The sequence below is a fragment of the Arthrobacter sp. IK3 genome, from assembly GCF_051337705.1.
Classification (GTDB): Bacteria; Actinomycetota; Actinomycetes; order Actinomycetales; family Micrococcaceae; genus Arthrobacter_B; species Arthrobacter_B koreensis.
In genome coordinates this window covers 25,614-51,496 of sequence record NZ_JBPPSW010000012.1, presented here as the reverse complement: position 1 = coordinate 51,496, position 25,883 = coordinate 25,614, and the positions used below count along the sequence as shown (strand labels likewise).

Annotated in this window: 18 protein-coding genes; 7 read left to right on the top strand and 11 right to left on the bottom strand. The window is 59.8% G+C overall.

What is annotated here, in order from left to right:
• Nucleotides 1–4 precede the first annotated feature (4 nt).
• From rnc to ACSLGO_RS15405, 3 genes are all read right to left on the bottom strand, one after another.
• On the bottom strand, nt 5–715 hold the full coding sequence (gene rnc, locus ACSLGO_RS15415) for a ribonuclease III (protein ID WP_436401436.1): 711 nt from the start codon (nt 713–715) through the stop codon (nt 5–7).
• Between the two features lie 82 nt (nt 716–797).
• The gene (gene rpmF, locus ACSLGO_RS15410; RefSeq protein WP_055240805.1) at nt 798–1,001 is read right to left on the bottom strand and encodes a 50S ribosomal protein L32; all 204 of its coding nucleotides are present in this window, start codon (nt 999–1,001) and stop codon (nt 798–800) included.
• Nucleotides 1,002–1,003: 2 nt separating this feature from the next.
• A complete protein-coding gene (locus tag ACSLGO_RS15405; protein WP_091603971.1) occupies nt 1,004–1,567 on the bottom strand; it encodes a YceD family protein in 564 nt (187 codons plus the stop codon).
• Between the two features lie 216 nt (nt 1,568–1,783).
• Between ACSLGO_RS15405 and ACSLGO_RS15400 the strand changes: the two genes are divergently transcribed.
• Complete coding sequence (locus ACSLGO_RS15400; protein WP_176697564.1) at nt 1,784–2,368, top strand: YdcF family protein; 585 nt, start codon at nt 1,784–1,786, stop codon at nt 2,366–2,368.
• Here ACSLGO_RS15400 and coaD read toward each other — a convergent pair.
• Nucleotides 2,365–2,829, bottom strand: coding sequence for a pantetheine-phosphate adenylyltransferase (gene coaD, locus ACSLGO_RS15395; RefSeq protein WP_091603965.1), 465 nt, complete (start codon nt 2,827–2,829; stop codon nt 2,365–2,367). The two genes, ACSLGO_RS15400 and coaD, sit on opposite strands and share 4 nt — an antisense overlap.
• A gap of 113 nt (nt 2,830–2,942) precedes the next feature.
• On the opposite strand from coaD, the gene ACSLGO_RS15390 reads away from it, so the two are divergent.
• Both ACSLGO_RS15390 and ACSLGO_RS15385 read left to right on the top strand, forming a co-directional pair.
• Complete coding sequence (locus ACSLGO_RS15390) at nt 2,943–4,187, top strand: aminotransferase class I/II-fold pyridoxal phosphate-dependent enzyme (protein ID WP_436401435.1); 1,245 nt, start codon at nt 2,943–2,945, stop codon at nt 4,185–4,187.
• A gap of 2 nt (nt 4,188–4,189) precedes the next feature.
• Entirely contained in the window at nt 4,190–4,984 is a 795-nt protein-coding gene (locus ACSLGO_RS15385; protein WP_436401434.1) for a spermidine synthase, read from the top strand.
• A gap of 6 nt (nt 4,985–4,990) precedes the next feature.
• On the opposite strand, the gene rsmD is transcribed toward ACSLGO_RS15385, so the two are convergent.
• Genes rsmD through ACSLGO_RS15370 form a run of 3 tightly spaced genes read right to left on the bottom strand, consistent with a single transcriptional unit; the run spans nt 4,991 to nt 8,897 of the window.
• The gene (gene rsmD / locus ACSLGO_RS15380) at nt 4,991–5,581 is read right to left on the bottom strand and encodes a 16S rRNA (guanine(966)-N(2))-methyltransferase RsmD (protein ID WP_263127049.1); all 591 of its coding nucleotides are present in this window, start codon (nt 5,579–5,581) and stop codon (nt 4,991–4,993) included.
• Between the two features lie 52 nt (nt 5,582–5,633).
• Nucleotides 5,634–7,862 (bottom strand): ATP-dependent DNA helicase RecG, encoded by a 2,229-nt coding sequence (locus ACSLGO_RS15375; protein WP_436401433.1) that lies wholly within the window; start codon nt 7,860–7,862, stop codon nt 5,634–5,636.
• 6 nt (nt 7,863–7,868) lie between these two features.
• Nucleotides 7,869–8,897, bottom strand: a complete 1,029-nt coding sequence (locus ACSLGO_RS15370) for a DAK2 domain-containing protein (protein ID WP_411800966.1) — start codon at nt 8,895–8,897, stop codon at nt 7,869–7,871.
• Between the two features lie 523 nt (nt 8,898–9,420).
• Here ACSLGO_RS15370 and wecB point away from each other — a divergent pair.
• On the top strand, nt 9,421–10,569 hold the full coding sequence (gene wecB / locus ACSLGO_RS15365; RefSeq protein WP_436401432.1) for a non-hydrolyzing UDP-N-acetylglucosamine 2-epimerase: 1,149 nt from the start codon (nt 9,421–9,423) through the stop codon (nt 10,567–10,569).
• On the top strand, nt 10,566–11,285 hold the full coding sequence (locus tag ACSLGO_RS15360) for an NTP transferase domain-containing protein (RefSeq protein WP_436401431.1): 720 nt from the start codon (nt 10,566–10,568) through the stop codon (nt 11,283–11,285). Before wecB ends, ACSLGO_RS15360 begins: the two co-directional genes overlap by 4 nt.
• Before the next feature lie 31 nt (nt 11,286–11,316).
• Here the strand turns inward: ACSLGO_RS15360 and ACSLGO_RS15355 are convergent, their stop codons facing one another.
• Nucleotides 11,317–12,372 carry a glycosyltransferase gene (locus tag ACSLGO_RS15355; RefSeq protein ID WP_436401430.1) on the bottom strand — a complete coding sequence of 352 codons (1,056 nt, stop codon included), beginning with the start codon at nt 12,370–12,372 and terminating at the stop codon, nt 11,317–11,319.
• Between the two features lie 682 nt (nt 12,373–13,054).
• The gene (locus ACSLGO_RS15350) at nt 13,055–14,704 is read right to left on the bottom strand and encodes a hypothetical protein (RefSeq protein WP_436401429.1); all 1,650 of its coding nucleotides are present in this window, start codon (nt 14,702–14,704) and stop codon (nt 13,055–13,057) included.
• Nucleotides 14,705–14,882: 178 nt separating this feature from the next.
• Here ACSLGO_RS15350 and ACSLGO_RS15345 point away from each other — a divergent pair, with 178 nt between their 5' ends.
• Both ACSLGO_RS15345 and ACSLGO_RS15340 read left to right on the top strand, forming a co-directional pair.
• Nucleotides 14,883–17,150 (top strand): hypothetical protein, encoded by a 2,268-nt coding sequence (locus ACSLGO_RS15345; RefSeq protein ID WP_436401428.1) that lies wholly within the window; start codon nt 14,883–14,885, stop codon nt 17,148–17,150.
• A gap of 36 nt (nt 17,151–17,186) precedes the next feature.
• The gene (locus ACSLGO_RS15340) at nt 17,187–19,913 is read left to right on the top strand and encodes a bifunctional glycosyltransferase/CDP-glycerol:glycerophosphate glycerophosphotransferase (RefSeq protein ID WP_436401427.1); all 2,727 of its coding nucleotides are present in this window, start codon (nt 17,187–17,189) and stop codon (nt 19,911–19,913) included.
• 239 nt (nt 19,914–20,152) lie between these two features.
• Here ACSLGO_RS15340 and ACSLGO_RS15335 read toward each other — a convergent pair whose 3' ends face one another.
• Complete coding sequence (locus tag ACSLGO_RS15335; protein ID WP_436401426.1) at nt 20,153–22,831, bottom strand: bifunctional glycosyltransferase/CDP-glycerol:glycerophosphate glycerophosphotransferase; 2,679 nt, start codon at nt 22,829–22,831, stop codon at nt 20,153–20,155.
• The gene (locus tag ACSLGO_RS15330; RefSeq protein WP_436401471.1) at nt 22,824–25,817 is read right to left on the bottom strand and encodes a bifunctional glycosyltransferase/CDP-glycerol:glycerophosphate glycerophosphotransferase; all 2,994 of its coding nucleotides are present in this window, start codon (nt 25,815–25,817) and stop codon (nt 22,824–22,826) included. The genes ACSLGO_RS15335 and ACSLGO_RS15330 overlap by 8 nt, the downstream gene beginning before the upstream one ends.
• Between the last annotated feature and the right edge of the window lie 66 nt (nt 25,818–25,883).

Genomic DNA, 25,883 nt, shown 5'->3' with positions numbered 1-25,883 from the left:
GGGGCTAGGCGCCTGCAGGGGCTGCCGGAGCCTGGCTGCTTGCACGCAGCAGCCTGCAGGTGTCGGCGGCAGCTTCCTGTTCGGCGTCCTTCTTGGACCGGCCAGTGCCGGTGCCGAAGGCCTGTCCGCCGATGTGCAGCACGGCGACGAAGCTGCGGGAGTGGTCGGGCCCCGAGCCGGTGACCCGGTATTCGATGTCCCCCATTTTCCGGGCGGCAGCGATTTCCTGGATGCTGGTTTTCCAGTCGGTGCCGGCGCCGAGGGTGTCGGCATCATGGAGCAGCGGCCCAATGAGACGCATGACCATGGACCGGGCGGTCTCAATGCCGTGGCACAGATACACCGCGCCGATGAGCGCTTCGGTGGTGTCCGCCAGGATGGAGGACTTGTCCTTGCCGTTGGTGAGCTTCTCGCCCTGGCCCAAGAGGATGTACTCGCCCAGTCCCAGCCGGCGGGCGACGGAGGCCAGCGCCTTGGTGCTGACTACCGCGGAGCGGCGCTTGGCCAGCTCCCCCTCGGAAAGTCCGGGGTTGTCACGGTAGAGCGTGTCGGTGACGGAAAAGCCCAGGATCGAATCACCCAGGAATTCGAGGCGCTCGTTGGTGGGGATGCCGCCGTGCTCATAGGCGTAGGAGCGGTGTGTGAGCGCAAGACGAAGCGTCTCGGCATCGATGTCGACGCCGAGACGCTTCAGAAGCTCTTCAGTATTTTTCACGTGCTGATTGTGCCCCGAAAAGCAGTGAGCCCCCTTTAGCGGCTGCCCGGAAGGCAAACGGCAAAGGGGACATGCACTGGTCTTAGACGTCCGCTACCTTGCGGCCCTTGTATTCAAGGAACAGCGCGGTACCTGCGGAGTCGGTTACGACCTTGGCCTGGTGGGGCAGGCTGTAGGTAACGCGGCCGTTCTCAACGGTCTTCACCAGGTTGGGCGCAGTTGCCTTCCACTGGGACCGGCGTGCACGCGTATTCGAGCGGGACATTTTCCGCTTGGGAACAGCCACGACTAACTCTCTTCTCTCTCGTCTGACTCTGTACTTGTTGCCGCATCTTCAGCGGCGGTGCCAGCCAACCCGGCAAGGGCTGCCCAGCGAGGATCCACGACTTCATGGTGGTGACCCGGATCCTCCTCAAGGCGCGCCCCGCATTCGGAGCAAAGGCCTTCGCAGTCCTCCCGGCACACCGGCTGGAACGGCAGGGAAGTTACCACTGCGTCCCGCAAAACCGGTTCAAGATCGATTACATCTCGCTCGATCCGGCGTTGCTCTTCTTCCTCTTCCCCTTCGAAGGACTCAGCGTCCTCGTAGTAGAAGAGTTCCTGCACATCGACGTCCTCGGTGTACTCGATGGGAACCAGGCACCGCCCGCACTCTCCCTTGACGGGAACAAGTGCGGAACCCGAGACCAGGATCCCCTCGTGTACAGCTTCGAATCTCAGATCGAGCTCAATGTCCGATCCGAAAGGCACGCCAATAAGCGCAACACCGAAGTCTTTCGGTGCCGGCACATGCTCATGCATTGTCCGCATGGTTCCCGGGCTGCGCCCGAGATCCTTGACATTAATTGCCAAGGGGGAACTCGGTTGTGACCGCGACGAAACGCTAATGAGAACTCCTGTAGAACATAGACCGACATATCATCTTAGCCTGAGGAGCCGGAATCTCTCAAACCGGGGTCAGGCAGCCGGCAGAACGCCGGGTTTCCGTCTCCCTCCCAAGTCTACTGCCCCTGGCGTCCCGGTGCTTCCGCCATGCACCGGCTCACTGCGTCGCTTAGTCTTGCGGGTGTGCTGCTTTCCCCTCCCCGCGCCAAGGCGCTCCGCATCCTCTTCGCGGCCCTAGCGGCCGCCGTCTCCGTGCTGGCAGTGTGGCTGCTGGTTGCAGTGAACCTTTTTTACTACCCGCAGACGGCCGCGGAGCCGGGCCGGGCCGACGCCGTCGTGGTCCTTGCCGGCGCAGCTCCCGAACGCCTCCCGGTGGGCCGGGAATTGGTTCGGGACGGATATGCTCCGATCCTGGCTCTCTCAACGACGAACACTCCGGGCAACGCCGTCACCGACACGGTGTGCACGTATTTCGCGGGCCCCGCAGTCCGGTGTTTCTCCCCTTCGCCGCTGAGCACGCGCGGGGAGGCGCGCGCCATAGCCCGGCTGGCGGCGGACAACGGCTGGGAGGAGATCATTGTGGTCACGTCCACCTACCACCTGGTGCGGGCCGAGGCGAACATTTCGCAGTGCAGCAACGTGAGGGTGCGCATGGTCGCCTCGGAACCCGAGCTCTCCCCCGGCCAGTGGCTGGGGCGGTTCGTGGAGGAGACCGGAGGGGTGCTGGCCGCCTTCATACGCCCGGCGTGTGCCACGCCTATCGGCTAGCTGAGCCGCTTCAGCACGGCACTCGGCACAAAGCCGGTGACATCTCCGCCCAGCGCGGCGACTTCCTTGATCAGGCTGGATGAGAGATGCGTATACGCATTGTCCGCGGCCAAGAAGACCGTTTCGACGCCGGTGAGCTGGCGGTTCATGACGGCCATAGGCAGCTCGTACTGGTAGTCCTGCACCGAGCGCAGCCCCTTGACGATGGTGCTGGCGCCGTGGTCCCGGCAGAAGTCAGCCAGCAGGCCGTTGCCCATGGGCAGCACAGACACGCCGGCCAGGGAGCCCAGAGTCTCCGATGCGATTTCCAGCCGTTCCTCTTCGGAGAACCGGTACTTCTTCGCGTAGTTCGTGGAGACCGCGACGATGACTTCGTCAAAGAGGTTCGTGGCGCGGGCAATCACCTCAAGGTGGCCGTTGTGGATGGGGTCATAGGATCCGGGGCATACAGCGCGTCGCATACGTCGAATCTACCCGGTGGCAGGCCCGCAGCCCGGTCAGGCACGGCGGTGCGGGCTTCCGGGGACACTACCGGCGGCCCGTTTCCTGCGCTCCGCAGGTAATACTGGAAGGCATGACTTCAACTCCCAGCACGCGCGCCCTCCGAGATTCCCGGGACGGAGCGCCCGCCCCCTGGCAGCGCACGGCGGCCGGAGCGAACCTTCTCGGCGCGGACGGCAACCTGGGCATCACCATCTTTGAGGAAATCACGGCCCTGGCCGGCACCCACTCAGCCTTCAACCTTGGCCAGGGATTCCCGGACGAGGACGGACCGGCGGAAATCCGCAACGCTGCCCGCCGGGCGATACTCGCCGGCGCGAACCAGTACGCCCCGGGCATGGGGCTGCCCGTGCTCCGCGAAGCTATTGCCGACCATCAGGAAAGGTTTTACGGTCTCCGTCCGGATCCCGGGACGGAAGTCATGGTGACCACCGGTGCGACCGAGGCGATTGCCTCCACTCTCCTGGCCCTGACCGGCCCGGGAGACGATGTCCTGACCTTCGAACCCTTCTATGACTCCTACGGCGCCATGATTGGGCTTAGCGGCGCCACCCACACCACGGCTCCCCTGCTCGCCCCGGATTTCCAGCCGGACATGGCTGCGCTGGAAGCAGCGTTCACCGACCGCACCCGGATAGTCCTGGTCAACAACCCGCACAACCCGACCGGCGCCGTCTTCCCGGCGGCTGTCCTGCAGCGCATCGTTGACCTGGCGGTCAAGCACGACGCCGTGATTGTCACCGACGAGGTCTACGAGCACCTCACGTTCGGGCCCCGGCATATCCCGGTCGCCACGCTGCCCGGGGCGGCGGACCGCACCCTGACCATTTCCTCGGCCGGCAAGACGTTTTCCCTCACCGGCTGGAAGATTGGCTGGATCAGCGGGCAGGCGGAGCTGATTGCCGCGGTGCGCTCGGTCAAGAGTTTCCTGACCTACAGCTCCGGCTCGCCCTTCCAGGCGGCAATTGCCGAGGGGCTGCGGATGGAGGACTCCTTCTTTACTGACATCGCCGGTACGCTCCGGGCCAAGCGCAATGTGCTTTCCGCCGGACTCCGGGAAGCGGGACTTGAGGTGTTCCAGCCGCAGGGAACGTACTTCGTGAATGCCGACGTCGCTCCCCTGGGCATCGAGGACGCCACGGATCTGGCACGCCGGCTTCCGGAACTGGTGGGCGTCGCAGCCATCCCCGTGGCGATGTTCTGCCATCCCGAGGGCGCCGAACGCACTAGGACCATGCTCCGCTTTGCCTTCTGCAAGCGCTTCGACGTGCTCCAGGAAGCCGCTGAACGGATTTCGCGGCTCAACGAGGTGCTCTGAGCGTGGCCAATCGACCGCCCTCACGGATGCTGCGCGGCATCGGCGCCCACGCGGAACTGGATGAGGATGCCTTCAACGACGGCGCCTGGATCCTCTCCATCGGCGGAGCCCAGCAGTCCCACGTGAACCTGGTCCACCCGGAGGAGATCTTCTACGAGTACCTGCGCCGGATCGGCAACGTCCTGGACCTCGCCGGGCCGCCCGGTGCCCCGCTGCGGGTTGTGCACCTCGGCGCCGGCGCCCTGACCCTGGCCCGCTACGTGCAGGCCACACGCCCCGGTTCGCCGCAGACCGCCGTCGAACTCGAACGCGAACTCCTCGATTATCTCCTGGCCTACCTGCCGCTGCCGGAGGGAACAGTGCTGGACACGGTGACCGGAGACGCCCGCGCGGAACTCGAACGTTTCGGACCGGGCTCGTTCGACGCCGTCGTGCTGGACGTCTTTGCGGGTGCGGATGCTCCGGAACACCTGGCGGACAGTGGCTATTACCAGGAGCTGCTCGAGCTGCTCTCCGAACGCGGGGTACTCCTGGTGAACGTGGGCGACGATCCGCCGCTGGCTTTCGCACGCCGGCAGGCCAAGGCGCTGGCTGCTGTGTTCGGCGCGGCGGGCGGTGAGGTGGCAGCCCTGGGCGATGCGTCAATGTTCACTGGCAGGCACCCCGGCAACATTGTGCTGGCTGCCGTGCCGTATTCCTGGCCTGCCGACTGGACGCAGTCGCTGCTGCAGGCCGGTCCCCATCCGGCAGCGGTGCTGACCGGAGCCGACCTCGACGCGTTCGCGGCCGGACGCTGAGCAAACCTATTCCTGCGCGTCGTCTTCCTTGGCGGCCGGCTCGGCAAACCACAGGGTTGTTTCGCCGTAGGCTTTTTCGCTGAAGCGCTCCAGGCCTGCCGGCCACGCAGGTTCGGGCGAGCGGGTGGAGCGTTCCACCACAACGACGGCGCCGTCCGCCAGCCGCGGTGCCAGCGCTTCCAGCACTGCGGCCAGGCCTTCCTCCTCCAGGGGGTACGGCGGATCGAGGAAGACGAGGTCCCAGGCCAGGCCCGGCGGTACGCGAAGCAGGTAGGTCTCAGCCTTGGTCCGGTGTACCCGTACCCGCTCGGAGCCAAGGACCTTGTTCACCAGCGCAGCGTTGCTGCGGCATACCTGCGCGGCTTTTTCGGCCAGCTCAACCAGGTCCACCCGCGCGGCCCCGCGGCTGGCGCTTTCGACGCCGAGGGATCCGGAGCCGGCGAAAAGGTCAAGCACGTAGGCCCCGTCGAGGATCCCGTAGGACTCCAGCCGCGAGAAAAGCGCTTCCTTCACCCGGTCAGTGGTGGGCCGGGTACTGGACCCGGGAACGCTGGACAGGGTGGTTCCGCCGGCGGCTCCGGCAATGATGCGGCTCATGGTTCCACTCTAGCCAGCGGGTCTGCGCTGTCCGGCATTCGGCGTCCTGGCCCTAGCCGCGGTCCAGGAATGCTTCCTTCTCCGGGTTCAGGTAGGCCTCGATCGCCTCGTTAAGGGCCGGGTTGTCCAGCAGGTCCGGATCTGCCTGGATGAGCGAGTAGGCGTCGGCACGCGCCCGTTCAATGACCTTTTCGTCCTGGATGGCGCGAAGCAGCTTGAGGGTGGAGCGTCCCCCGGACTGTGAAGCACCGAGAATGTCACCTTCCCGGCGCAGTTCCAGGTCCCGGCGCGACAGTTCGAAGCCGTCCGTCGTGGCTGCCACGGCATCGAGGCGTTCCCGGCTGGGATGGCCGTCCTCAAGGTTGGTCACCAGCAGGCACGTGCCCGGCAGGCCTCCACGCCCTACGCGGCCGCGCAGCTGGTGCAGCTGTGAGATGCCGAAACGTTCGGCGTCGAGGATCACCATCATGGTGGCATTGTGGACGTCCACTCCCACCTCAATCACCGTGGTGGAGACCAGCAGGTCAATCTCGCCGCGGTTGAAGGCATCCATGGTCGCGGATTTGTCTGCCGGGTCCATCCGGCCGTGAAGCATGCCCAGCCGTGTACCCGCGAGCGCCGGCAGTTCCCTAAGACGTTCCATTGTTTCCAGGACTGAAGCCAGCGGGCGCTGGTTCCGTGGGGAGGCCTGCGCAGGAAGGTCTTCGAGGAGTGCCAGTTCGGTGCCCGGTTCCTCTTCCCTCTCCCCGATCTTGGGACAGACCACGTAGACCTGGCGTCCGGCGTCGATCTCCTCTCGGGCGCGAGCCCAGATCCGCGGACCCCAGGCGGGCTTGTCCGCCAGGGGCGCCAGGTACGTGGAGATTGGTGCACGTCCGGCAGGCAGCTCCGTAAGGGTTGAAACGTCCAGATCGCCAAACACGGTCATGGCCACGGTGCGCGGGATGGGCGTGGCGGTCATGACCAGCAGGTGCGGAGTGGACTCCCGGCCCTTGGTGCGCAGGATGTCCCGCTGCTCGACGCCGAATCGGTGCTGTTCATCAACCACCACCAGCCCCAGGTCAGCGAACTGCACGTGTTCGCTGAGCAGCGCGTGCGTGCCGATCACGATCCCGGCGGAACCGGAGGCTGCTTCGAGGAGCGCTGCCTTGCGCTGGGCCGTGGACATTGAGCCGGTCAGCAGCGTGACCCGGGTGGCGTTCTCGCTGCCGCCAAGCATCCCGGCTTGGCCCAGCGGACCAAGGGTGCGGGTGATCGAGGCGAAGTGCTGCGCGGCCAGCACCTCGGTGGGGGCGAGCAGCGCTGCCTGTCCCCCGGCGTCGACCACCTGCAGCATGGCCCGCAGCGCCACCAGGGTCTTTCCGGAACCAACCTCGCCCTGCAGCAGCCGGTTCATGGGGTGCGGTTTGGCCAGGTCCGCGGCAAGTTCAGCGCCGATGGAGGCCTGGCCTTCCGTCAGCGTGAAAGGCAGCGCGGCGTCGAAGGACTCCAGCAGTCCCCCGGGCCGGGGCGGGCGGGCGGTGGCATCCTGTTCAGCCGTAAAGGCATGCCTGCGAGCCAGGGCCGTCTGCAGCACCAGGGCTTCCTCGTAGCGGAAGCGGTGGCGCGCCCGGTAGGCGTCTTCGATGACCGCGGGACGATGGATGGCGTTGAAGGCGTCAGCAACGCCCATCAGGTGCTCCCGGGACCGGATAGCCTGCGGAATCGGGTCCCGCAGGCGCTCGGTCTGGAGCGAGTCCAGCAGCAGGTCGATGGTGGTCTTGATTTCCCAGCTGGTGAGCTTGGCCGTTGCGGGGTAGACCGGGATGGGCCGCTTGGCTTCTTCTTCGTCGTCCGCTTCGTCGCTGAGCAGCACATAGTTCGGGTTGGTCAGCGTCAGCTGTCCTTTGTACACGCCCACCTTGCCGGAGAACATTGAGCGGATGCCGGGCTGGAGGTCCTTGAGCGCACCGTAGCCGTTGAAGAAGGTGAGGTGCAGCAGCCCCAGTGAACCTGCGGCGTCGCCGTCATCCGTCACGGTGACTTCCACGATCATTCCCTTGCGCGTCTGCATCCGGCGGGAGTTGATGCTCTGGACACGCGCGATGAGGGTAACTTCCTCATCGAAGGGGATCTCGGAAATCCGGGTGAGTTCCCCGCGTTCCATGTACCGCCGCGGAACGTGCAGCAGCAGCTGGCCCACGGTGGTGATGCCCAGCTGCTTCTCGATCTTGTCCGCGGATTTCTTCCCGATCCTGCGGTTGAGCGGAAAGTCGAGCTCGCCGGGAATCCTGTCCTGCATTGTCCTTTAGGCTTCGCGGGCGAAATCGCCGGAGTTGGGCCGTCCGGGCAGCGGAACCTGCGGTATTTCCGTGGTCTGGTGCCCGTTGGCGGAAAGCTCGGTGATCGTAACGTTCGTCGGCTCACCCACGGCGTGAAGCGCGTCCATAGCGGCGCCGGCGTCGGGTGTGTGGACGTGGACACGCCAGCGGTACCCCTCGCCTACCGGGCTGACGGCACTCATGATCACCGATTCGCCGAGTTCGTCGAGCTGGAGCCGGAGCGTTGCTGCGTCCAGGGGACTGAGCGTGATCGTGCACATGACCTCCACGCCCTCAAGCTGCGGCTGGGTGCCGTGAATGTGCGGGTCCTGCACGTCGTAGCCGTGGAGACCGTCCAGCAGTTCGCGCTGGAGCTCTTCCCCCAGGGCAGCGGCACGCATGGCGTCCAGCACGAGCAGGAATCCGACGCCTCCGGCGTCCACGACGCCGGCGTCCGTCAGGGTCTCCAGCTGCTCTTCGGTGCGTACGACGGCGGCGAGGGCCGCAGTCATCATGGCGCGCAGCGTTTCGGCCAGGCCTGCGTTCGAATCGTCTCCGGTCTGGGCAGCCTCCACCCGGGAGGCGCCGCGGGCCGCCTCTTCCAGGACGGAGAGCATGGTGCCGGGGACAGGATCGCTGAGGACGGACCAGGAACGCAGCTGAGCGCGTTCCAGTGAGCGGGCCAGCAGGGGTGCCGAAAGCCGGGTGTGGCCAATGAGGGGCTCCGCCATGGAGCTGAGGAATACCGACAGGAGCGTTCCGGAGTTGCCTTTGGCCTGTTCCATCGCGGCCTGGCCAGCCGCGGCGAGCAGCTCGCCGATGTCCTGGGTTTCATGTTCTGCGGCAGCGGCGGACGCTGCACGCATGGTGAGGTAGAGGTTGGTTCCAGTGTCGCCGTCGGCCACCGGGAAAATGTTGATGGCGTTCAGCCGGTCGCTGTGGTTCCCCAGGGACACCTCGGCGTTGCTCAACCATCGCTTCAGCGCCTGGGCGTTTGCGGTGATCTTAGTCTGCAAGGTAGTCCCGTTCCGTGCTGCTGCTCATGCTTCTCCTCCGGATTATCTTCCAGGACATCGTTGTCTTGGAACCGGCTTGGTCACTAGGAAGCCTACCGCAGGGGCCTGACAACGCACGGGAAGTCGGGTGAGAAAACGGCTGTACATATGCCAAGGTAGTAGGCATGCCAGAGCCGAGATATGCGGATGTGCCCGCAGCGCGACACATGCGGGTCCCCGAACCCCGCTCCGCACGGGAAGGCACTACGGCTGGAACGGAAGGCCTTCTTGAGCCAGGGCCGGTACGCCCCCCGGACGCCCTGCGGCCGGACCATAATGAGGCTTACCGCAGGAAACGCCTCGTCGCCGGCGTCCTTACCGGTCTGGTATTCCTCAGTGTTCCAGGGCTGATTGTGCTTCTGGTCCTCTTCGGGTAATCACGGCCACAAACAAAAAAACAAGGGCAACTAACTACTTTGGCGCTAGGATGGGCCCACTACGCACCTTCTGAAGTTTGTTGGGGACAAATATCGTGCCGCTCATCATGCCCGTTTACGGGACTCGTCCGGAGGCCATCAAGATGGCCCCGATCGTCGCGGAGCTCAGGCGCTCCGAGGACATGGATTGTTTTGTGGCGGTCACGGGCCAGCACCGTTCAATGCTTGATCAGGTAAACCGTCTCTTTGACATCATTCCGGACCACGACCTGAACATTTTCGAGCCGGGTCAGTCACTGAACGGCATTCTCTCCCGGACCATCGACGGCCTGGACAAGCTGTTCAGTGTGAACCGGCCGGATGCCGTTCTGGTGCAGGGTGACACCACTACCTCTACCGCAGCGGCAATGGCTGCCTTTTACCACCGGATCCCGGTGGTGCATGTCGAGGCAGGTCTGCGCAGCGGTGATCCTTTCTCTCCGTTCCCCGAGGAGGGCAACCGCAAGATCACTTCCCAGCTGGCCAGCCTTCATCTGGCTCCCACCTCCGCCAGCCGGGATAACCTGATCCGGGAAAATGTCCCGCCCGAGGACATAGTCATTACCGGCAATACCGTCATAGACGCCTTGCTCATGACAGTGGAAAAGCAGGTTCCTTTTACCGATTCCCGGCTGGAACAGCTGGCAGCGGAGGGCTCCCGCATCCTGCTTGTCACCACGCACCGCCGTGAAAACCTGGGTGAGGCCATGCGCGGCATGGGCCGGGCACTTGCCCGGATCGCCGAGGCTGAACCAAACCTGCAGATAGTTCTGCCGCTGCATATGAATCCTGCTGTACGCGCCGCCGTTGTCCCTGCCATCCAGGACAAACCGAACGTCACGCTCCTGGAGCCTCTTGACTACGGCGAATTCTGCCGGCTTCTGGCCATGTCCCACATTGTGCTGACTGATTCGGGCGGCATCCAGGAGGAGGCACCCAGCCTTGGCGTTCCCGTCCTGGTGATGCGCGAGAACACCGAGCGGCCCGAAGCCGTTGAAGCCGGCGTTGCGAAACTGATCGGTACGGATGAGGAGCGTCTGGTGGCTGAAGTGACTACGTTGCTTCATGACGAGAAGCTCTACGCGTCCATGTCCGAGGCGACGAATCCTTACGGTGATGGGACGGCTGCATCGCTGAGCGTCGCAGCCGTTAGCGTTTCGCTACGCAATGGAGGCCGCCGCTCTGCCCACGCATCACAGCGGAGTCCGTTGACGTGACGGTTCAAGTCGTAATTCTCGCCGCAGGACTGGGCACGAGGCTGGCGCTACCCCATCCTAAGCCCCTAACCCGTCTCGTCGACGGACGATCAATAATGCAGCAGCAGGTCGACAATCTGGAGATGGCTTTCGGAACCGATATGCGACTCTCGATTGTCGTCGGATACAAATGCAACCTCGTAATGGAACACACTCCCCGGGCGTCATTTGTCCACAACCGAGATTTTCGTCAAACAAATACCTCCAAGAGCCTCTTGAAAGCACTGAAAACCACCGCTAAGGGCGGTGTGATCTGGCTTAATGGCGACGTTGTTTTTGATCCCACTATTCTCGAATTGATGAAATCCTACATCGACGCAGGTAGCTCGGTACTATCTGTGAACAAGGCACGCGTTTCCAACGAAGAGATGAAGTATACGCTCACGAGTTCGGGCCACATCGGGCGCTTATCCAAAGAGATTCCGCCGCGTGACGCGCTCGGCGAGGCAGTTGGCATTAACTTCGTTGCAGGAAACGACAAGGAGTCCCTCATCAGACGACTAACGGAGGTCGCGATGCAGGATTACTTTGAGCAAGCCATTGAGCAGTCGATAATACGGGATAGAGTCAACTACAGTGCGCTGGACATCGGCGCCCACTTGGCGATTGAGATCGACTCACCAGAGGATCTGAACCGGGCCAACAGCGCCATAGCCATGAAGCGGCGAGTTGTCTGAATAAGAAACACCCTGTCATACCTAGCGTTCCCTATAGGTGACCACCGCTTCTATAGAGGTCATCAACTAATTTTTCCCATTCGGCCATGATGACATCGCTGTTAAAGCGTCGAAGGACGGTTCTCCTCCCTTCCTTGCCCATCCGTCTAGCGAATTCGGGGTCCATCCCCAACTGGACTACACTTTTGGCTAAAGCGGAGAAGTCTGATGGTGGAACCAATACACCGTCCACTCCGTGTGTAATGATCTCACGCGGCCCATAATCGGAATCAAACGAAATCACTGGTGTCTCGTTTAACATAGCCTCTCCGATTACCAATCCAAAAGCCTCAAAGGAGGAAGGCAGAATGATTGCAGCGTAATCTCGCATACGAACCGTGGCTTCGTCTGTGTGACCCATCAACCTGACGTTCCCCCGAAGCTGCAGGTCACTGATGACTTTTCGCAACTCGACTTCTAAAGGACCCTCACCGTATATATCAAGAGAAGCACCAGGAAGACATTTCAAGACCTCGGTGAAAGACCGGACGAGTGGGATTACGTTCTTAACGGACGTCAATCGTCCAAAGAAGGCAAATTTATCTGCTTCCCTAGAAGATCCACTCAAATCTTGGACAGCATCGGGAATGGGCTGAGAAATACTCGTCACTCTTAGTTCTTGAGGAACAATTTTCCTAAGAGCCTTCGCTTGCCCAGGAGTTGAACATATCACCACATCCCAAGAACTCATCGCATCATTCATCGCACGATGAGCTTCCGTCGTGTGATCATTATGATAAATAGCGATCTTACGAACACCGGTGCTTGTCAAATTCTTGACAACAGAAGCCATAGTGCAATCATCGAGCATCACAGTAACCGGAGCTCCGATCTCTGCCACCTCAGAATGAAACCAGTTTTCTTGTGCATCGCTTAAACTGGAGTATCTGATGTACGCGTTGCTGTCTCTAGAATCTGCCACAAAGACATCAACAGGCTTCCCTGAGTCATCCACCCACTGAATAAAATACGCTGCTCCACAACCCGTCAAGTACGAATACCATGCGACCTTTGGCGAATCATCCAGGAAAACTGTCTCGCGGTGCAATGTTCCTTTCAACGAATATTCGATACGCCTTTTTTCAATTCTGAAGTCGGTATAGTACCGCCGCCATAGGCTACGCAAATCGCCTCGTAGTTCGGAGAATACCAGCTCGCCTGACTGACTGAAAAACCGAGAGAATCTGTCATTTTCCACCTGCTCAATCAGATCGGTCTTGCTCGGACTGACGTATGTGCTGGAATTATCGATACATCGAGAGTGGTGCTGCAGAGAGTCATAGAAGTTGTGAAAATTCACGTCCCGGTGCAGCAGCCCCTGAGCTCGAAGATCCGTTACGTGGTCAGCAAAGTCGGGACGATAATCGAAGGTGAAAAGGTGAGTACTGTACCCGCGTGTGGCTATCTGACTCGCACGGTTAAGGGCAGAGCGAGTTAGTCCTCCCCTCGGAACCTTCGTTCCTCCAAGGACTACAACAATGGCACCCCTCTGATGATTCACAGGGCGAGTCTACCGATAAAACCTCGTGTCTTCTAGAGTCTTCGAACGCAAACTGATCACCATTACCTTGGTCGAGTTTGCAGCGGACACTCTTTACCGCTACGGCTGAAACCTCGCGCATTGAACGCTAGGTGCTTCACCCACAGCGTGATAGGAATAATCCTCTGGATTATTCCTACCAGCACAGACCTAAAGGGTGCAAGATACGTGGAATGCGGTCGTGCTGAACTCAGCCGAAGGCAATTTCACCGTCTGTAACGACCAACGTAGATGCGAGTCTCTTCGAGTACATGGTCCGACCAAAGCGCGCGCTTACGTTGACTTGGTACTTCCCGGGAGCCAGAGCGGAGATATCCACCCCTTCGTATTGCGGCGTAGCGTAGTAACTCTTGGAGTAATCGCCCCAGGCGTCTGCAAACCGATTGCTAACCCCGTCGCGGTGCGCCGAGCCGAGCCGGAAAACGTGTGTGCGGTAGTCCTCCTCGATGGCTTTCAGTACGAGGTAGTAGCTCACATCCGCATACCGCGGGGTCTCGAAGCCCGGCACAGCGAAATATCCCTCCACGTGATATCGCATCCCCCTGATCCACTGGTCGATTTCTTGGAAGTACGCTCCATGTGCCTCAGCGCCGATTACCGGTCTCTTGATCAGCGTCGTACCTTCATGCGTCCCGAGAACCCCAACCACACTAGAACCGGATTCTCCCCAAATTTCCACAGGTCTTGTAGAGGGCAAGTCTTCAAGCGCGACAACTCCCCCGTGTGTCAGTTCGAGTTTCATCTTATAGAGCCCGTCTGGGAGATCGTCTAGATTGATCCCCTTGTGGCCCAGGGTGGCGAATCCTGCGATCGAGTAATCGCAATACTCGGTGTCATAGTATTGATTACTCAGTTCGGGACTCGGCGTACCACCGACCCGGACGGCATGACGGACAGCAGACCCTTCAAACAGGACGGTCCATTTGATGTCGCCATATCGTCTCGCCTCATACCCCTTGACGAAACCATAACCTTCCGCATAAAGACGCCCATCTTTGATTGGGGCCGCCGTCAGCTTCACGACAGTCTCTTGGCGACGTCTGACTTTCTCAAGAGACTGGCGAGGCAACGATGAAGCGTGGTGCCCTGAACCATTCTTTACAGCCCCGAGGCGTGGCGCCACGCCGTCTATGAGCATCGCCAAAACCGATAGAATAAGCGGAACATTATATCGGGTAACCATTATATGTTCACGAACCAGCGGAGAGTCGGTTAGCACAAAGTTGAAGTTCTCATATTTGGCGAAGAGCTGCAGGTACGGTTCCACCTCGGTAGTAAACTGAATATCGGCAGGTGACGAGAATAGATAAATATTTCTATCTGTCTTATCATCTTCAATGATCAAACTGGGAAGAATATTGTCCAGTAGTTTTCGTTCTTCGTCAGACCCGCTGATCGTCATCGCTTCAAAAGCTTTTGGCCAATTCTTGTGTGCATAGGAGCCTATATTCATTTGAGGGACGGTAGACACAATGGCGCCATAGTCGTATTTAATCCCGAAGTATAAGGCTGCCGAGCCACCTTTAGAGAAACCTGCGACCGTGCAATGCTGCTTATCTAGCCCAAGTTCTATACGCGTGGCTTCGATCAAAGCGTGGACCGCGTCGCGTATTCTGAAATTCAAGTCGTGGCAGAGGTAATACGAGTAGTTCCCAAAGAACTGGTCCTGAATCCACAGGATGTTGCCCCTCAGACCAGACGAAACGCTGTCGAAATCGTAGGTACCGAAGGCCCTGAACCCACTGAAGATGACTACCAGGTTCTGCCTGTCCCCCTGAGCGGGCCTAAATTTGTAGGTGACCGATACGCCTTCATAGTTGAAATCACCAGCAGTTGCCATGGCTTCCCTTCTGTATCGCTGTTACTGAAGCCCTGCAGTGAAGCCCCGGAAGCACCGCCACTACAAACTGAGCTTGCTGGCGCTGAGAGGATAGGCGGCAGTCACTTGCACTCCTACACCTGCTAGGACACGCACTCAAATCCGCGAATATGGTCTGCAACACTGTACAATACAGTATATGCATGCATGGGGAAGTCAAATATTACATTCTAAAAGTCCAGGGGTTGAACCCAAGTTACGTTTGCAACTTGAGATGGAAATTATGAATGTCTTACGTAAAGCCTCCTTTGGCTCTCGAATAGATATTGACCCCATATTGGACCATACGGATCTTTTGATTGCATGTGGGGACACGGAGAGTGCCCTAGGTTTCCTCGAAGCGGTGGCAGATTACCCTGAATCCTTGGATGCTGCCGGCCAAGGAGCCTTGGACTTGGCCCTTGTAAAGACACGCCTGAGAATCCAAGAGACTTCCTCCGCCGCGATTCTAGAATTGAATCGAATTGTTGGGCAAGACCGTTTGCCTCTTCAGCTCAGACACGAAGCCTTGATGCTGCTCGGAGACGTGATGGCTTCCGATGGCGATTATTTGCGCGCGGCCAGAGCACTCGATCCTCGTCCTGATGCCGAATTTGCGGATATCTACGCGATCCCTGCAACGAAAGTAAAGCGGGCACTCTTCTACAATCTTGCCGGCGAAGCGGAACACGCTTCGACCGACACGAGATCCTTCATCCGGCCTGATTCCGGGGTCAATGCAAATGACCACTGGAACGGTGCGATCCAGCATGCGTGGGCGCTTACTCACGCGGGGGACTTTCGCGGTTCGTCCGCTAACTTGCGTGCTCTGAGCGGTAGCAACGCCACTGAATCCGATGTGCTCCTCTACATACAAGCTTGGAATGAAGTCGGCTGGCGCGGCGTGCGATTCGGGGATGCCATGACGGAGGCCTTCGCCAGCGATGCCCCATCGGACCCGGGTAATGACTGGCTGGATGGACTGTTCAGTGCATGGCGGTCCTATGCCTCTGGTCATGTTAGAGACGCGGCTGAGTCATTCTCCGAGTTGGTGAACAACCGCAGTGAAATCGAACCAGCACTCAATGCAAGTCGGCGCGAGCTCGCACTAGAAGGCAAAGCTCACGCTGCATATGCGCTGGGAGATTATGAGTCCGCATACGAGTCATTTGGACAGCTCTGCACCCCACTTCTACGCAGGCCTGCTCGTACGAGATTTCCGGTCCTTATGGGCGCCTTCTACTTTGGATCACTCGCAGCTAGGCTCAACGCTCTGGCAGCACGTGGAACGATCTCCGCGGCCCGTCGATGTGCTCAGGTGTCCCTGGGCACCAACTCCACACTAGTTCCCAAATTTATGGACGTTGAGGCTGAACTGCTTCTGGCCGATGGCCATTCAGCAGCTGCTCGAGCAGTTCGTACACTCGCTCTGGATCTAGTTTCCGGTGCCAGCGTTGCCGGTGAAGACACGCTTAGCCATCGGCTGGGGATATGCCTTCTGGATGCGTACGACGACAAGACGGCTTCTGCGTTAGCGGGTCTGGAGGTATTGCTTCCCGTGCTTCATAAGGTGCTCGGGCGGAACCACGAAAAAACTGTCGTCGCTCGCTACTCACACGCGTCTATGAAACGGGCGAATGCGTCCTCGGGTACAGACATCGCTGAGTTCGAAGAGCTCCATCTTGATCTCGCTCGCACTCTAGGCAAAAAGAGCCTGCTGACTCTTAAAGCCCGTTATGGAGTTGGGCGTGATAAGCAGACGTCGGGTGACGTTACAGGCGCCCTTGAAATATACAAAGAGGTGATCCGCCTTCTTCCCGATGTACCTCAAAACCAAAGCTTCAGGGTAAGCGTGAATAGGAGAATCGGCGAATCATACAGGACTCTTCAAAATTATGGTGCGGCCATTGACGCATTTAGCGCCGCAATACGAGCGAATGAGTCCTTGATCTCCTCGTTGCCTGAACGCCGGCTCCAAATCGAACTCGATCTGAATGAGTGTCTCGTCCTCCAAGGTCAATACCGAAAGGCGATGAACTTCTTCGCCGGCAAGGCAGCAATGCTCCGGGCAGATAAGCGTGAAACGTCCTTCGAGTATTTTCGTGCAGTCAGGGGGTATGCTCGGTGCCTCGAGAGCCTCGGAAACCACAAGGGAGCTGCACACAACTACGGGCATCTCGTGCGGCTCCTGGATGAGGGTATGTTCGACGATGCGCTGGACCTCCAATTGGAAATATACTTCGCTGCCGCGTGGAACAACGAACAATCGCGGCAGTTCAATGCAGCCCTCGCGAACTACCTAAGAACGAAGACAGTACTGGCAGAAGAACCACCTACAGCGCGACACCGCCGGATAAGCATTGAGCTAGACAACCGGATCTCATGTTGTCAGGCGGGGATTTCTACTCATACCATCGCAGTCAGCTGAGCATAAGAAATAAGCGCATTTTCAAGGGGATATCCAGTGGTCAAAGGTAAATTCTCAGTTGTAGTAGCACTCTATGAGGTGCAGGATTACGTAGAAACGTTCCTTCGATCCTTACTGAGGCAAACATACCCATTCAGGCAACTGGAAGTCGTAATCGTCGATGATGGATCTACAGACAGGTCCTACGAGATAGTAAAAAGATGGGCGCAAAATTACCCGGATGTTATCCGACACACGACGAAGGTTAATGGCGGACCGGCCTCGGCACGCAATGTCGGAATATCTATGGCCAGCAACGAATGGATAACCTTCTGCGATCCTGATGACGCTCTACAGTCGGACTATTTTGAACGGGTCGCAGATTTTCTGTCCAGGGACGTAAATAAGGTTGCCTCGATGCTGACAGCCCGGGTGATGATCTGGCAAGAAGAAACTTCAAAGATCTCTGACACACATCCACTGGGCGCCAAATATCGTACGGGTGACAAACTAATAGATCTAAATGCTGACCCCAACTACGTACAGTTGGGTGGCGCTTCGACTTTCCTCCGCAGATCCGTGCTTGCCAAACATAACTTGGAATTCGACGACCGCATAAGGCCCACTTTCGAGGACGCCGAATTGATTGGAAGATACCTCGGCACATTCAGCCGCCCGATCGTCGGCTTAGTATCCTCTGCTCGCTACCTATATAGGAAGCGGGGCGACGGCTCCTCTCTGGTTCAGTCCAGTTGGGGTCGCCTGGAGCGGTATGACGAGGTTTTGCGCTTCGGGTATTTGGGGATGCTGCAAGGGTTGCAGAATACCTTGGGACACGTCCCAGTATGGGCTCAGAACATGGTTCTATACGATGTCCAATGGTATTTGACCGAGGACAAAAAGATGCACAGTGCAAGTGCATGGCTTCCCAAGGAAAGCCTTGCAGTTTTCCACGATTTACTCCAGCGAATTTTTTCGCTGATTGATGTCGAGGCTATCGAACAATATAACCTGACATCTATGTCGTGGTTGACGAGACAGGCCATGCTTGTCCATTTCAAGGGCCGTGGGTCCCGTCTCCGCTCTGTTGTTATCTGGACAAAGCCAACCGCACGCCAGATGAAGATAGGTTATGCATTCTCCGGGCCTCTGCCACTGGAAGAAATCTTCGTCGATGGCCATAAACAGGTTCCAGTGAAGAGCAAGACCGTCTCGCACTCTTACTACGGCCAAATTTTCTTCTACGAACGTATGCTCTGGACGTCTGGTAATGGCACTCCGATGGTTAGGCTTGACAACACTCCCGCGCCAATAAAGCCGCCACGTCCTCAGGCGTGGAATCCGAAACGTGACCACTCAACGGCGCTAGTGCTTCTTCCAGGAAAGCGGCCAAGAACCCTCGGGCAGAAGGTCACTAAAAAGGTGCCTGCCGTTGCGAAGATCCCTGTCATTCCGCGGTCTTTATCAAAGCTTGAAAGACTGGGTCAAAAGGTCGAAAACCGAATACGCATAGAGCAACTGGTGTCCGCGTCGTCTGCTCCGCAGGCCGCCCTCGCCATTGGGCGCAGGGTGCTTGATCGGAAGAGTCAAGCCAAGCAGGCTGAACGAGCTAAGGCGATAGACGCTCAGAGAGTGGCCTTCGCTAAGTCTGAGTTGAGTCGGGTTAAATATCGTGACGCGTGGCTGGTCATGGACAGACCAGGCTCTGCTGATGATAACGGCGAGCATTTATACAGATACCTCATGAGAGAACGGCCCGACATAAACGCTTGGTTCTTGCTGGATCGGACCTCACCGGATTGGAAGAGACTGGAGGCGGAAGGTTTCCGCCTCGTCCAGACAGATTCAGACGATGCCGTGGCTTTAGCTTTGAACGCGATGTATAAGATCTCCTCAGATGCAACCTTCGACGTACAGTTTCCGGTCTCTCCTGCGAGATTCGGTGCGGGTAGAGGGAAGATTATCTTTCTGCAACATGGTGTCACCAAAGATGATTTGTCGCGTTGGCTTAATCCAAAGCCCATATCCATGATCGCCACGGCAACGGTCAAAGAATATGAATCAATCGCCGCTGATGACAGTCCCTACAGATACACCTCATCTGAAACCAGACTTACCGGCTTCCCGAGATATGACGAACTAATCCGAAAGTCCAACTTATCGCCGCTTTCCCAGCGCCGGTATCTGCTCGTGATGCCTACTTGGCGCCAGGATCTGAGAACAGAACTCGAATCATGCCGTACCCATCAAGAACGTCTCCAGGTATTCGAGTCATCCCAGTATGGTCGTAACTGGCTTGAAGTACTGCGGAGTGAGGCATTGGAAAAGACGGCATCGAACGCCGGTTTAGAAGTTCTATACGTGCTACACCCGTCACTGGCGTCACTAATTGCAGATATCAAGCTGCCCCCACACGTTCGGACTGTAAATAGCACCGATGTGAGCTTTCAGGATATCTTTGTGAATACGCGAGTGCTCGTTACGGATTACTCTTCGGTCGCCTTTGATGTCGCTCTGATCGGTGGAGGCGTGATTTACTATCAGTTCGATGCCGAAGATATATTTAATGGTCGGCACAACTATCGTAAGGGCTATTATGATTACGAAACGGACGGATTCGGTCCCGTAGCGTACGATCTGGTCAGCATGCTGGGTCAATTATTTGATAGTATGAACAGCAACTTCAAGTCACTTGATATTTACGAGGCGCGGGTGAAGGAGTCATTTGCATTTATCGATACCGATAACTGCAAACGTGTTGTGGATGCGATTTTGAGCTTATAACGGACTGGCGGATTCAATCTTTGGCAGGTCCTTGTCCCGTCCTCCGACGCGCAAGGACCTGCCAAAGCCTAGGATCAAGGGGCCCTCCGCAAAAGAGCCAACATGATAGGTGTTACGGTCTAATGACCTCGGTGAGGCAGCACTATACTTGCACGGGCAATGTCATACAGCGCACCTTAAAGTTCCACAGAACGGAAGCATTATTCGTGAAGCAGGATAGATCAGTTTGTGCCGCTCAACTATGTGAAGACTAGACCCTCAACCGCCGCTGTAATCCGAGCACAGCTGTTTGAGTCCCAGTGGTGGAACGTCCCACGGATACGCTCCGAAAAAGGTGCGTGGAGCGTCTCCTGGTCATTCCTGGTCAGGTATCCAATCGCGGCTTCGACGGACTCGGCCACAGGCCCCAGGCCGTCGCGCTCGTAGTCGAAGTATCCCTTGCGGTAAACGTGTCCTCCGCCGAAAATTTCGTCACTGTCCGGCTGGAAATACACGATCCTTGAGCCGGCGTAGGCGCCGTCGAACGCGATGGAGGAGTGATCCGTGACCATTGTGTGGGCCTGCACCAGCTTTTCCTGGACCGAAATATCCTTGTAGGCCGCTGGCTTCACGTGGTCCGGCAGATCCAGCAACGGGACCATCACTTCCAGTTCCGGATGCGGAAGGAAGACGATCTGCTCCCCCATTGCCAGGCATCGCTCACGCAGCCCCGGCGAGCGCAGGAGATTCAGCCACGCACTGCCATACTCGCTCTGTTCGAAGATACGCACCCGCTCCGCGTCGCTCTCTGCGGCGGCGAGTTCTTTGCCCAGGTACTGCCGCCAGGTCGGTGCAACCAGGATGCTCCGCCGCTCTTCGAGCGGCGATGCCTTGGCTGCCCGGAGCAGGGCGTCATGCCGGGCGAAGCCGGTCGGCTTCACTTCATACGAAGTGAGTTTGTAGTTGTTGCCGTCCCCGGCGATAGATACGTGCTCCGCCACGGAAGCGGTAACCATCAGCCGGATGTCCTTGCCGTTGAGCCACAGGGACATGTCATCCTTGATCACGCCGTGCTGCAGGAAGACGAACCGTGCCGGGCCTGTTCCAAAGCGGCGAGGACTTACGGGGAACTCAACGTTGCCGTTCGCGTGGGAGGAGATCTTGAAGGACGCATTCAGGTAGAGCAGCACTGACTCATCCGAGCCGTATTCGACGAGCTTGAACCCATCTGCGCTCAACCGGTCCCAGTCTGAGCTCGTCCGCTCCAGCAGGAACCAGGCATTGATATCCGGCCGTTCATGCTGCAGATAGCGGTAGAGGTGCTCCGCGTTGTCATCTGCGCGCCCAATCCGGTCCATGAGGATCCACGCATCTTTGTACTTCCTGGCGGCTGGTTCCTGTTGTGCCCGGGTGATGAGCCTTCGGTCAGCGGCGCCGTTCCGCAGCGCGCGCACCCGTCCCGTGGCCCGGCGGCCTCGGCGGCGCACCGACGCAACCAGTTCCACGAGGATGCCCGTGCCCTGAAGGGATCGGTGCACAACGAGATTGCCCCGAAGGCGGGAGGCTATCGCCACGGGTTTGGCGCGCATTCCGCTATCAGCCGGAGCCCGAAGCTCGAATCCGGAAAGGACCGTGGGGCGGCGTCCGGGCTGCAGGGGTACTCCGCGGTTCCGGGTGATTTCAGCAGCTTCACCATCCAGCATGATCTGCACGTCCGCAGACTGCGGGAGAATCAGGATGCGCTCCTTGATTAGGGTCTTCCCGAGGATGCTGTGGTGCCGGGTCTTTACCGCAAGCGGGGCCAGCTCGGCGCCTGCGGCGAAGACCTTCTCGGCCGGAAGCTCACCATGGAAAAGGTAGGAGTACCGCACAGATCCCCGAATTTCGTCCTGCTCCCACTCCTGGACAACGGGGGTCTTCTCCTCCTGCTTCTTGTAATAGCTGCGCAGGATGTTGTGGAAGATCCAGCCCTGGCTTACGACGCTGAAAGTGTCGATGACCTCCAGGTCGATGAGGTCGAAGATCTCCTCCAGCAGTGCGTGCATGGTGTCCTGCTGCTCCGGGCTGGCACCGGCAGTCTGGCTGTGCATGCGTTTGTCGTCAATATAGAACCAGACCAGGTCATACAGGACCATGTACTGCGCCCACTGGGGCAGGGTCCCGAGACGGTGCTTGATGTCCTGCAGCATGCCGAGGTACCCGTAGCGTGGCAGTTCGTTGTAGGCGCGCGGGTCAGTCCAGGCGCTGGCCACGAGCGACGCGCCACGTTGGCGGTCCCTGCGGTAGAGATAGCGGGCGCTGGCAACAATCCCCAGAACCGGTTCCTCCACGGCAGCCAGGTACCGCCCAATGAGGTTGGAGTCCTCGTACTTGGGCCGGATGCGGGCATCGAACTCAAGCCCGCTGGCGGCCAGGACTTCCCGGCGCAGGAACGCGGTGGGCCCGTGGAGCTGGATGTACTCCGGGTTCTCATCGAGGCTCACCAGTGTATTGCCGAAGCGGAACTTCTTGCCTAGCGGATGCGTGTGTCGGAGTGTGGCAGTGCCGTCCTTGAATTGAACCAGACGGGTGGCCAGGAGCTGTGCCGAGCCGTTTACGTCTCCGTCCAGGAACCTGGCTACTTCCTCGAAGTAGCGGGGGTGGAAAGCATCATCCGGGTCGCAGAAAGTGACCCAGGTGTTGGATGCGAGCCGCAGCCCGGTATTCCGGGCAGCTCCGGGGCCTGCGTTCTCCTGCTGCACGAGGCGCAGTCCCGGGTGGTGCTCCGCTGCCCAGCGCCGGACGAGGGCCGCAGAATCGTCGGTGGAACCGTCATCTACGACCACGATGTCCAGGTCCCGGACGTGGTAGGTCTGGGTCTGCAGCGATTCGAGAAACGCGGGCACATACTCGCCCACGTTGTAGAGGGCTACTACCAGGGAAAACTGTCCGCTAGCCACGGTTCGGGCCTTTCAATCGGTATTGATCCTGCTTTGCGTCTGCCGGCGCTTCGAGGAGGGCCTGTGCTGCGGCGGCAGCAGCGCCTCCGGTGTCCTGCGGGGCGAAACGGCGGGCAAAGTCCCGGAGCTCGCTGATGCGGAAGCCGGAATCGGTGCGGACAGCTTGGACTAGTTCCGCCGTTCCGGAGACTGCCACGCCGGGCAGGTCAGCCTCGAAGTCCAAGTAGAAGCCGCGGGAGGCCTTGTACTCTGCCAGGTCGGGAACAAGGAAATAGATTGGCCTGCCGAGCACCGAATAGTCGAAGATCGCCGAGGAGTAGTCCGTGACCAGTACGTCCGAGGCCAGGTACAGATCATTGACTTCCGGATAGTCGGTGACGTCGTGAACACGGGCGGAAACGTTGAGCCGCCGCTGTGCTGCTACGTTGTGGTGTCCGCGGACCAGGATCGTCCACTCCGGCCCGAGGAGGCCCAGCGCCTGGTCAAGGTCGAGGTAACCCACCCAGTCCGACCGCCCGGCGTCGTCGCGCACGGCGTCGCGCCAGGTGGGAGCGTAAAGCAGGACTCTCTGTTCGGCACCGATGCCCAGCAGCTTCCGTGTCCTGTGCCGGGCGTCACCGTATGGTGCTGCGAGCGCGTCATTCCGGGGGTAGCCCGCGGTGAGGACCGTGCCGGAGTAGCCGAGTGCCTTGGGCAGGACTTCGGCCGCGAAGCTGTTCTGGGCCAGCAGGAGATCCCACCATTGAGCTTCCCGCTGCATGAGGTCCCGATAGGACAACGCCAGGGTCCGCTGGGGAATGTCCAGTCCGATTTTCTTCAGCGGCGTTCCGTGCCAGGTCTGCAGATAGAGCTGGCCCGGTGCCTTGGTGAAGAACCAGGGGAAGTTGTTGTTGTTGACCAGCCGGCCGGTGGTGGCAAGCCGTTCGTACCATTCGGTGCTGCCCTGCAGCAGCGGCACGGCATAGTCCGGGACGGGCACCGAACGGTCGGCCACCGACCAGTACAGCGGTTCGTCGAAACCGGACGCCGCAAGGTAGTCGGAAATCGCACGCGGACTGTCCGTGCAGCCCTTGCCTGCGAAACTCTCGAAAAAGATGCCGGGCTGCAGCTCCCTGGATCGCTCCGCAGCGAAAGCCGACCGGCGCAGCCGGTACGAGTTAAAGGCCCCGGCTTCGTCGTCGCCCAGGGGCGCACCGATACCCACAGCCATGGATCCGGTGGGAGTGCGGAATGCACGGATGCGGCAGCCGGCCAGCAGCACGGACGGCAGCTTTCCAGCAGCGGCTTCCGGCACTCCTACAGCCGGGTCACCAGGACCGGGCAGGGTACCGTCCTGCCTCCAGCGCAGGGTGTATGCGCCCGACGGCGGCGCCGGGAGATTTCTGCCCCAGCGTTCAGTGGGCAGTTCGAACCGCAGCCTCGTCATCCCCGCGGGCAGGCGGGTGGATACGGCCGGAATGCGGAAACGCGCCGTCACCAGTGCGAATGACGCACCTGCGGGTGCCTGAACCAGATCAAGGTAAAGGTTCTCCCCTGCCGCTTCGGCACCCTCCACCTGGGGTACGCCCGCGCCGGTTGAAGTGGCCGGCGGGCCCGGAAGCCGCGCTTTGCCTTCCAGCACGTGACCGGCTGTCTCCAGTCGGATCCGCAGTTCGGCGGTCTCGGTACCGGTGAGGTCCACGGTGAAGGCCGAGTCCGCGTAACTGCAGTTCCGGTCTCCGGAAATCAGGTCCAGGTTCGGGTCGTGGACGCGTTCAACCGGCAGCGGGACGATTCCGCTCCCGTTCCCGGCCCCGACCGTCAGCTGGAGTTGGGTGGTGCGGCAGTCCGCATTGCGGACGTAGGCGTGGCCGTAGGCACGCACGCCCCGGCCGGCGCCGTCGTACTCCACACGGTCAACCGCGCACTCTAGTTCCAGCACCCCGGGATTCACCAAGAGCAGCTCCTTCGGAACCGGGCTGCGAAGAAGTCGGAGGAAGGGCGGGCGTGCAGTGATGCTATTGCCGTCGAAGGTCAGCGGGCTGGCTGTACCGTTGTTGATCCTGTCAACGACTGCAGCCGCGAGTTCCTCCCTTCGGCCGTGTGCAGCCAGGTAGAGCATGACGCGGGTCTGGGGGTCCGTCCGTTCAAGGCCGGCGAGGCCGGCAGGCATCAGCCGGCGCACACCGGTGCGGAGCAATTCCCAGTACTCGTCCGCTGCGTCCGGTACCTGTTCCAGGTACGGCAGCAGGTCAGTCCCCAGAAGCCGTTCGTGCCAGTGGTCCAGCGCTGTCTCCGGGGCTTCCGCCCGAAACAGCTGCGTGACCTCTTCCGCAACCGTCAGGCGGTCTCTCAGGTCTTCCACCAAATGCTTGGACTGTGTGAGTGAGGATCCGTCTTCCCGAATGCGCCACCAATAGAGCACCGGGGTGAGCACGTCGAAGGCACGCGCACGCAGATACGCTCGGGCCGTGGTTTCCTGGTCTTCGTACCGGATCCCTTCCGGGATGGGGCCAACTGAAGCGTTCCAGAATTCCCTGCTGAACATTTTGTTCCAGAGAAAGACGTCATCAATGATTTCCGGGGCGTCCGAGATCCGGATGCCGGTCCTCTCCCGTTGATGCAGCTTCGTGGACAGGGCCACCGGGGTGCGTTTGGTGCCGCGGATCCGTCCGTAGGCTCCGACACAAAAGTCCGAACCTGTTCGGGCCAACGCTTCGGTCATCGCCTCATAGGCTTCGGCCGGGACTACATCATCAGCGTCCGCGAATGCAATGAACCTGCCGCGCGCAGCTTTGATGCCTTCGTTTCGGGCGTGTCCGTTGCCGCCGTGGGGAAGCCTTACCAGACGTATCCTGCGGTCTCGCCGGGCATAACCGGCAGCGATCGACGCCGTTGAATCCGTGGAGCCGTCATCAACGAGGATGATTTCCAGCTGGCGGTAGGACTGGGAGACCAGCGAGGCCAGGCATCGCTCCAGATATGGGGCAACGTTATACATGGGCACAACAACGCTGACCAACCCCCGGTTCGGCACACGGGCCGGGCCGGCAGCCAACCGCTTGATCCGTGC

Bases quoted from the DNA above. Each gene is read 5' to 3' on its own strand.
- rsmD (WP_263127049.1), bottom strand. From the start codon at position 5,581: ATGAGCCGCATCATTGCCGGAGCCGCCGGCGGAACCACCCTGTCCAGC.
- ACSLGO_RS15390 (WP_436401435.1), top strand. From the start codon at position 2,943: ATGACTTCAACTCCCAGCACGCGCGCCCTCCGAGATTCCCGGGACGGA.
- ACSLGO_RS15375 (WP_436401433.1), bottom strand. From the start codon at position 7,862: ATGCAGGACAGGATTCCCGGCGAGCTCGACTTTCCGCTCAACCGCAGG.
- coaD (WP_091603965.1), bottom strand. From the start codon at position 2,829: ATGCGACGCGCTGTATGCCCCGGATCCTATGACCCCATCCACAACGGC.
- wecB (WP_436401432.1), top strand. From the start codon at position 9,421: ATGCCCGTTTACGGGACTCGTCCGGAGGCCATCAAGATGGCCCCGATC.
- ACSLGO_RS15345 (WP_436401428.1), top strand. From the start codon at position 14,883: ATGCATGCATGGGGAAGTCAAATATTACATTCTAAAAGTCCAGGGGTT.
- ACSLGO_RS15350 (WP_436401429.1), bottom strand. From the start codon at position 14,704: ATGGCAACTGCTGGTGATTTCAACTATGAAGGCGTATCGGTCACCTAC.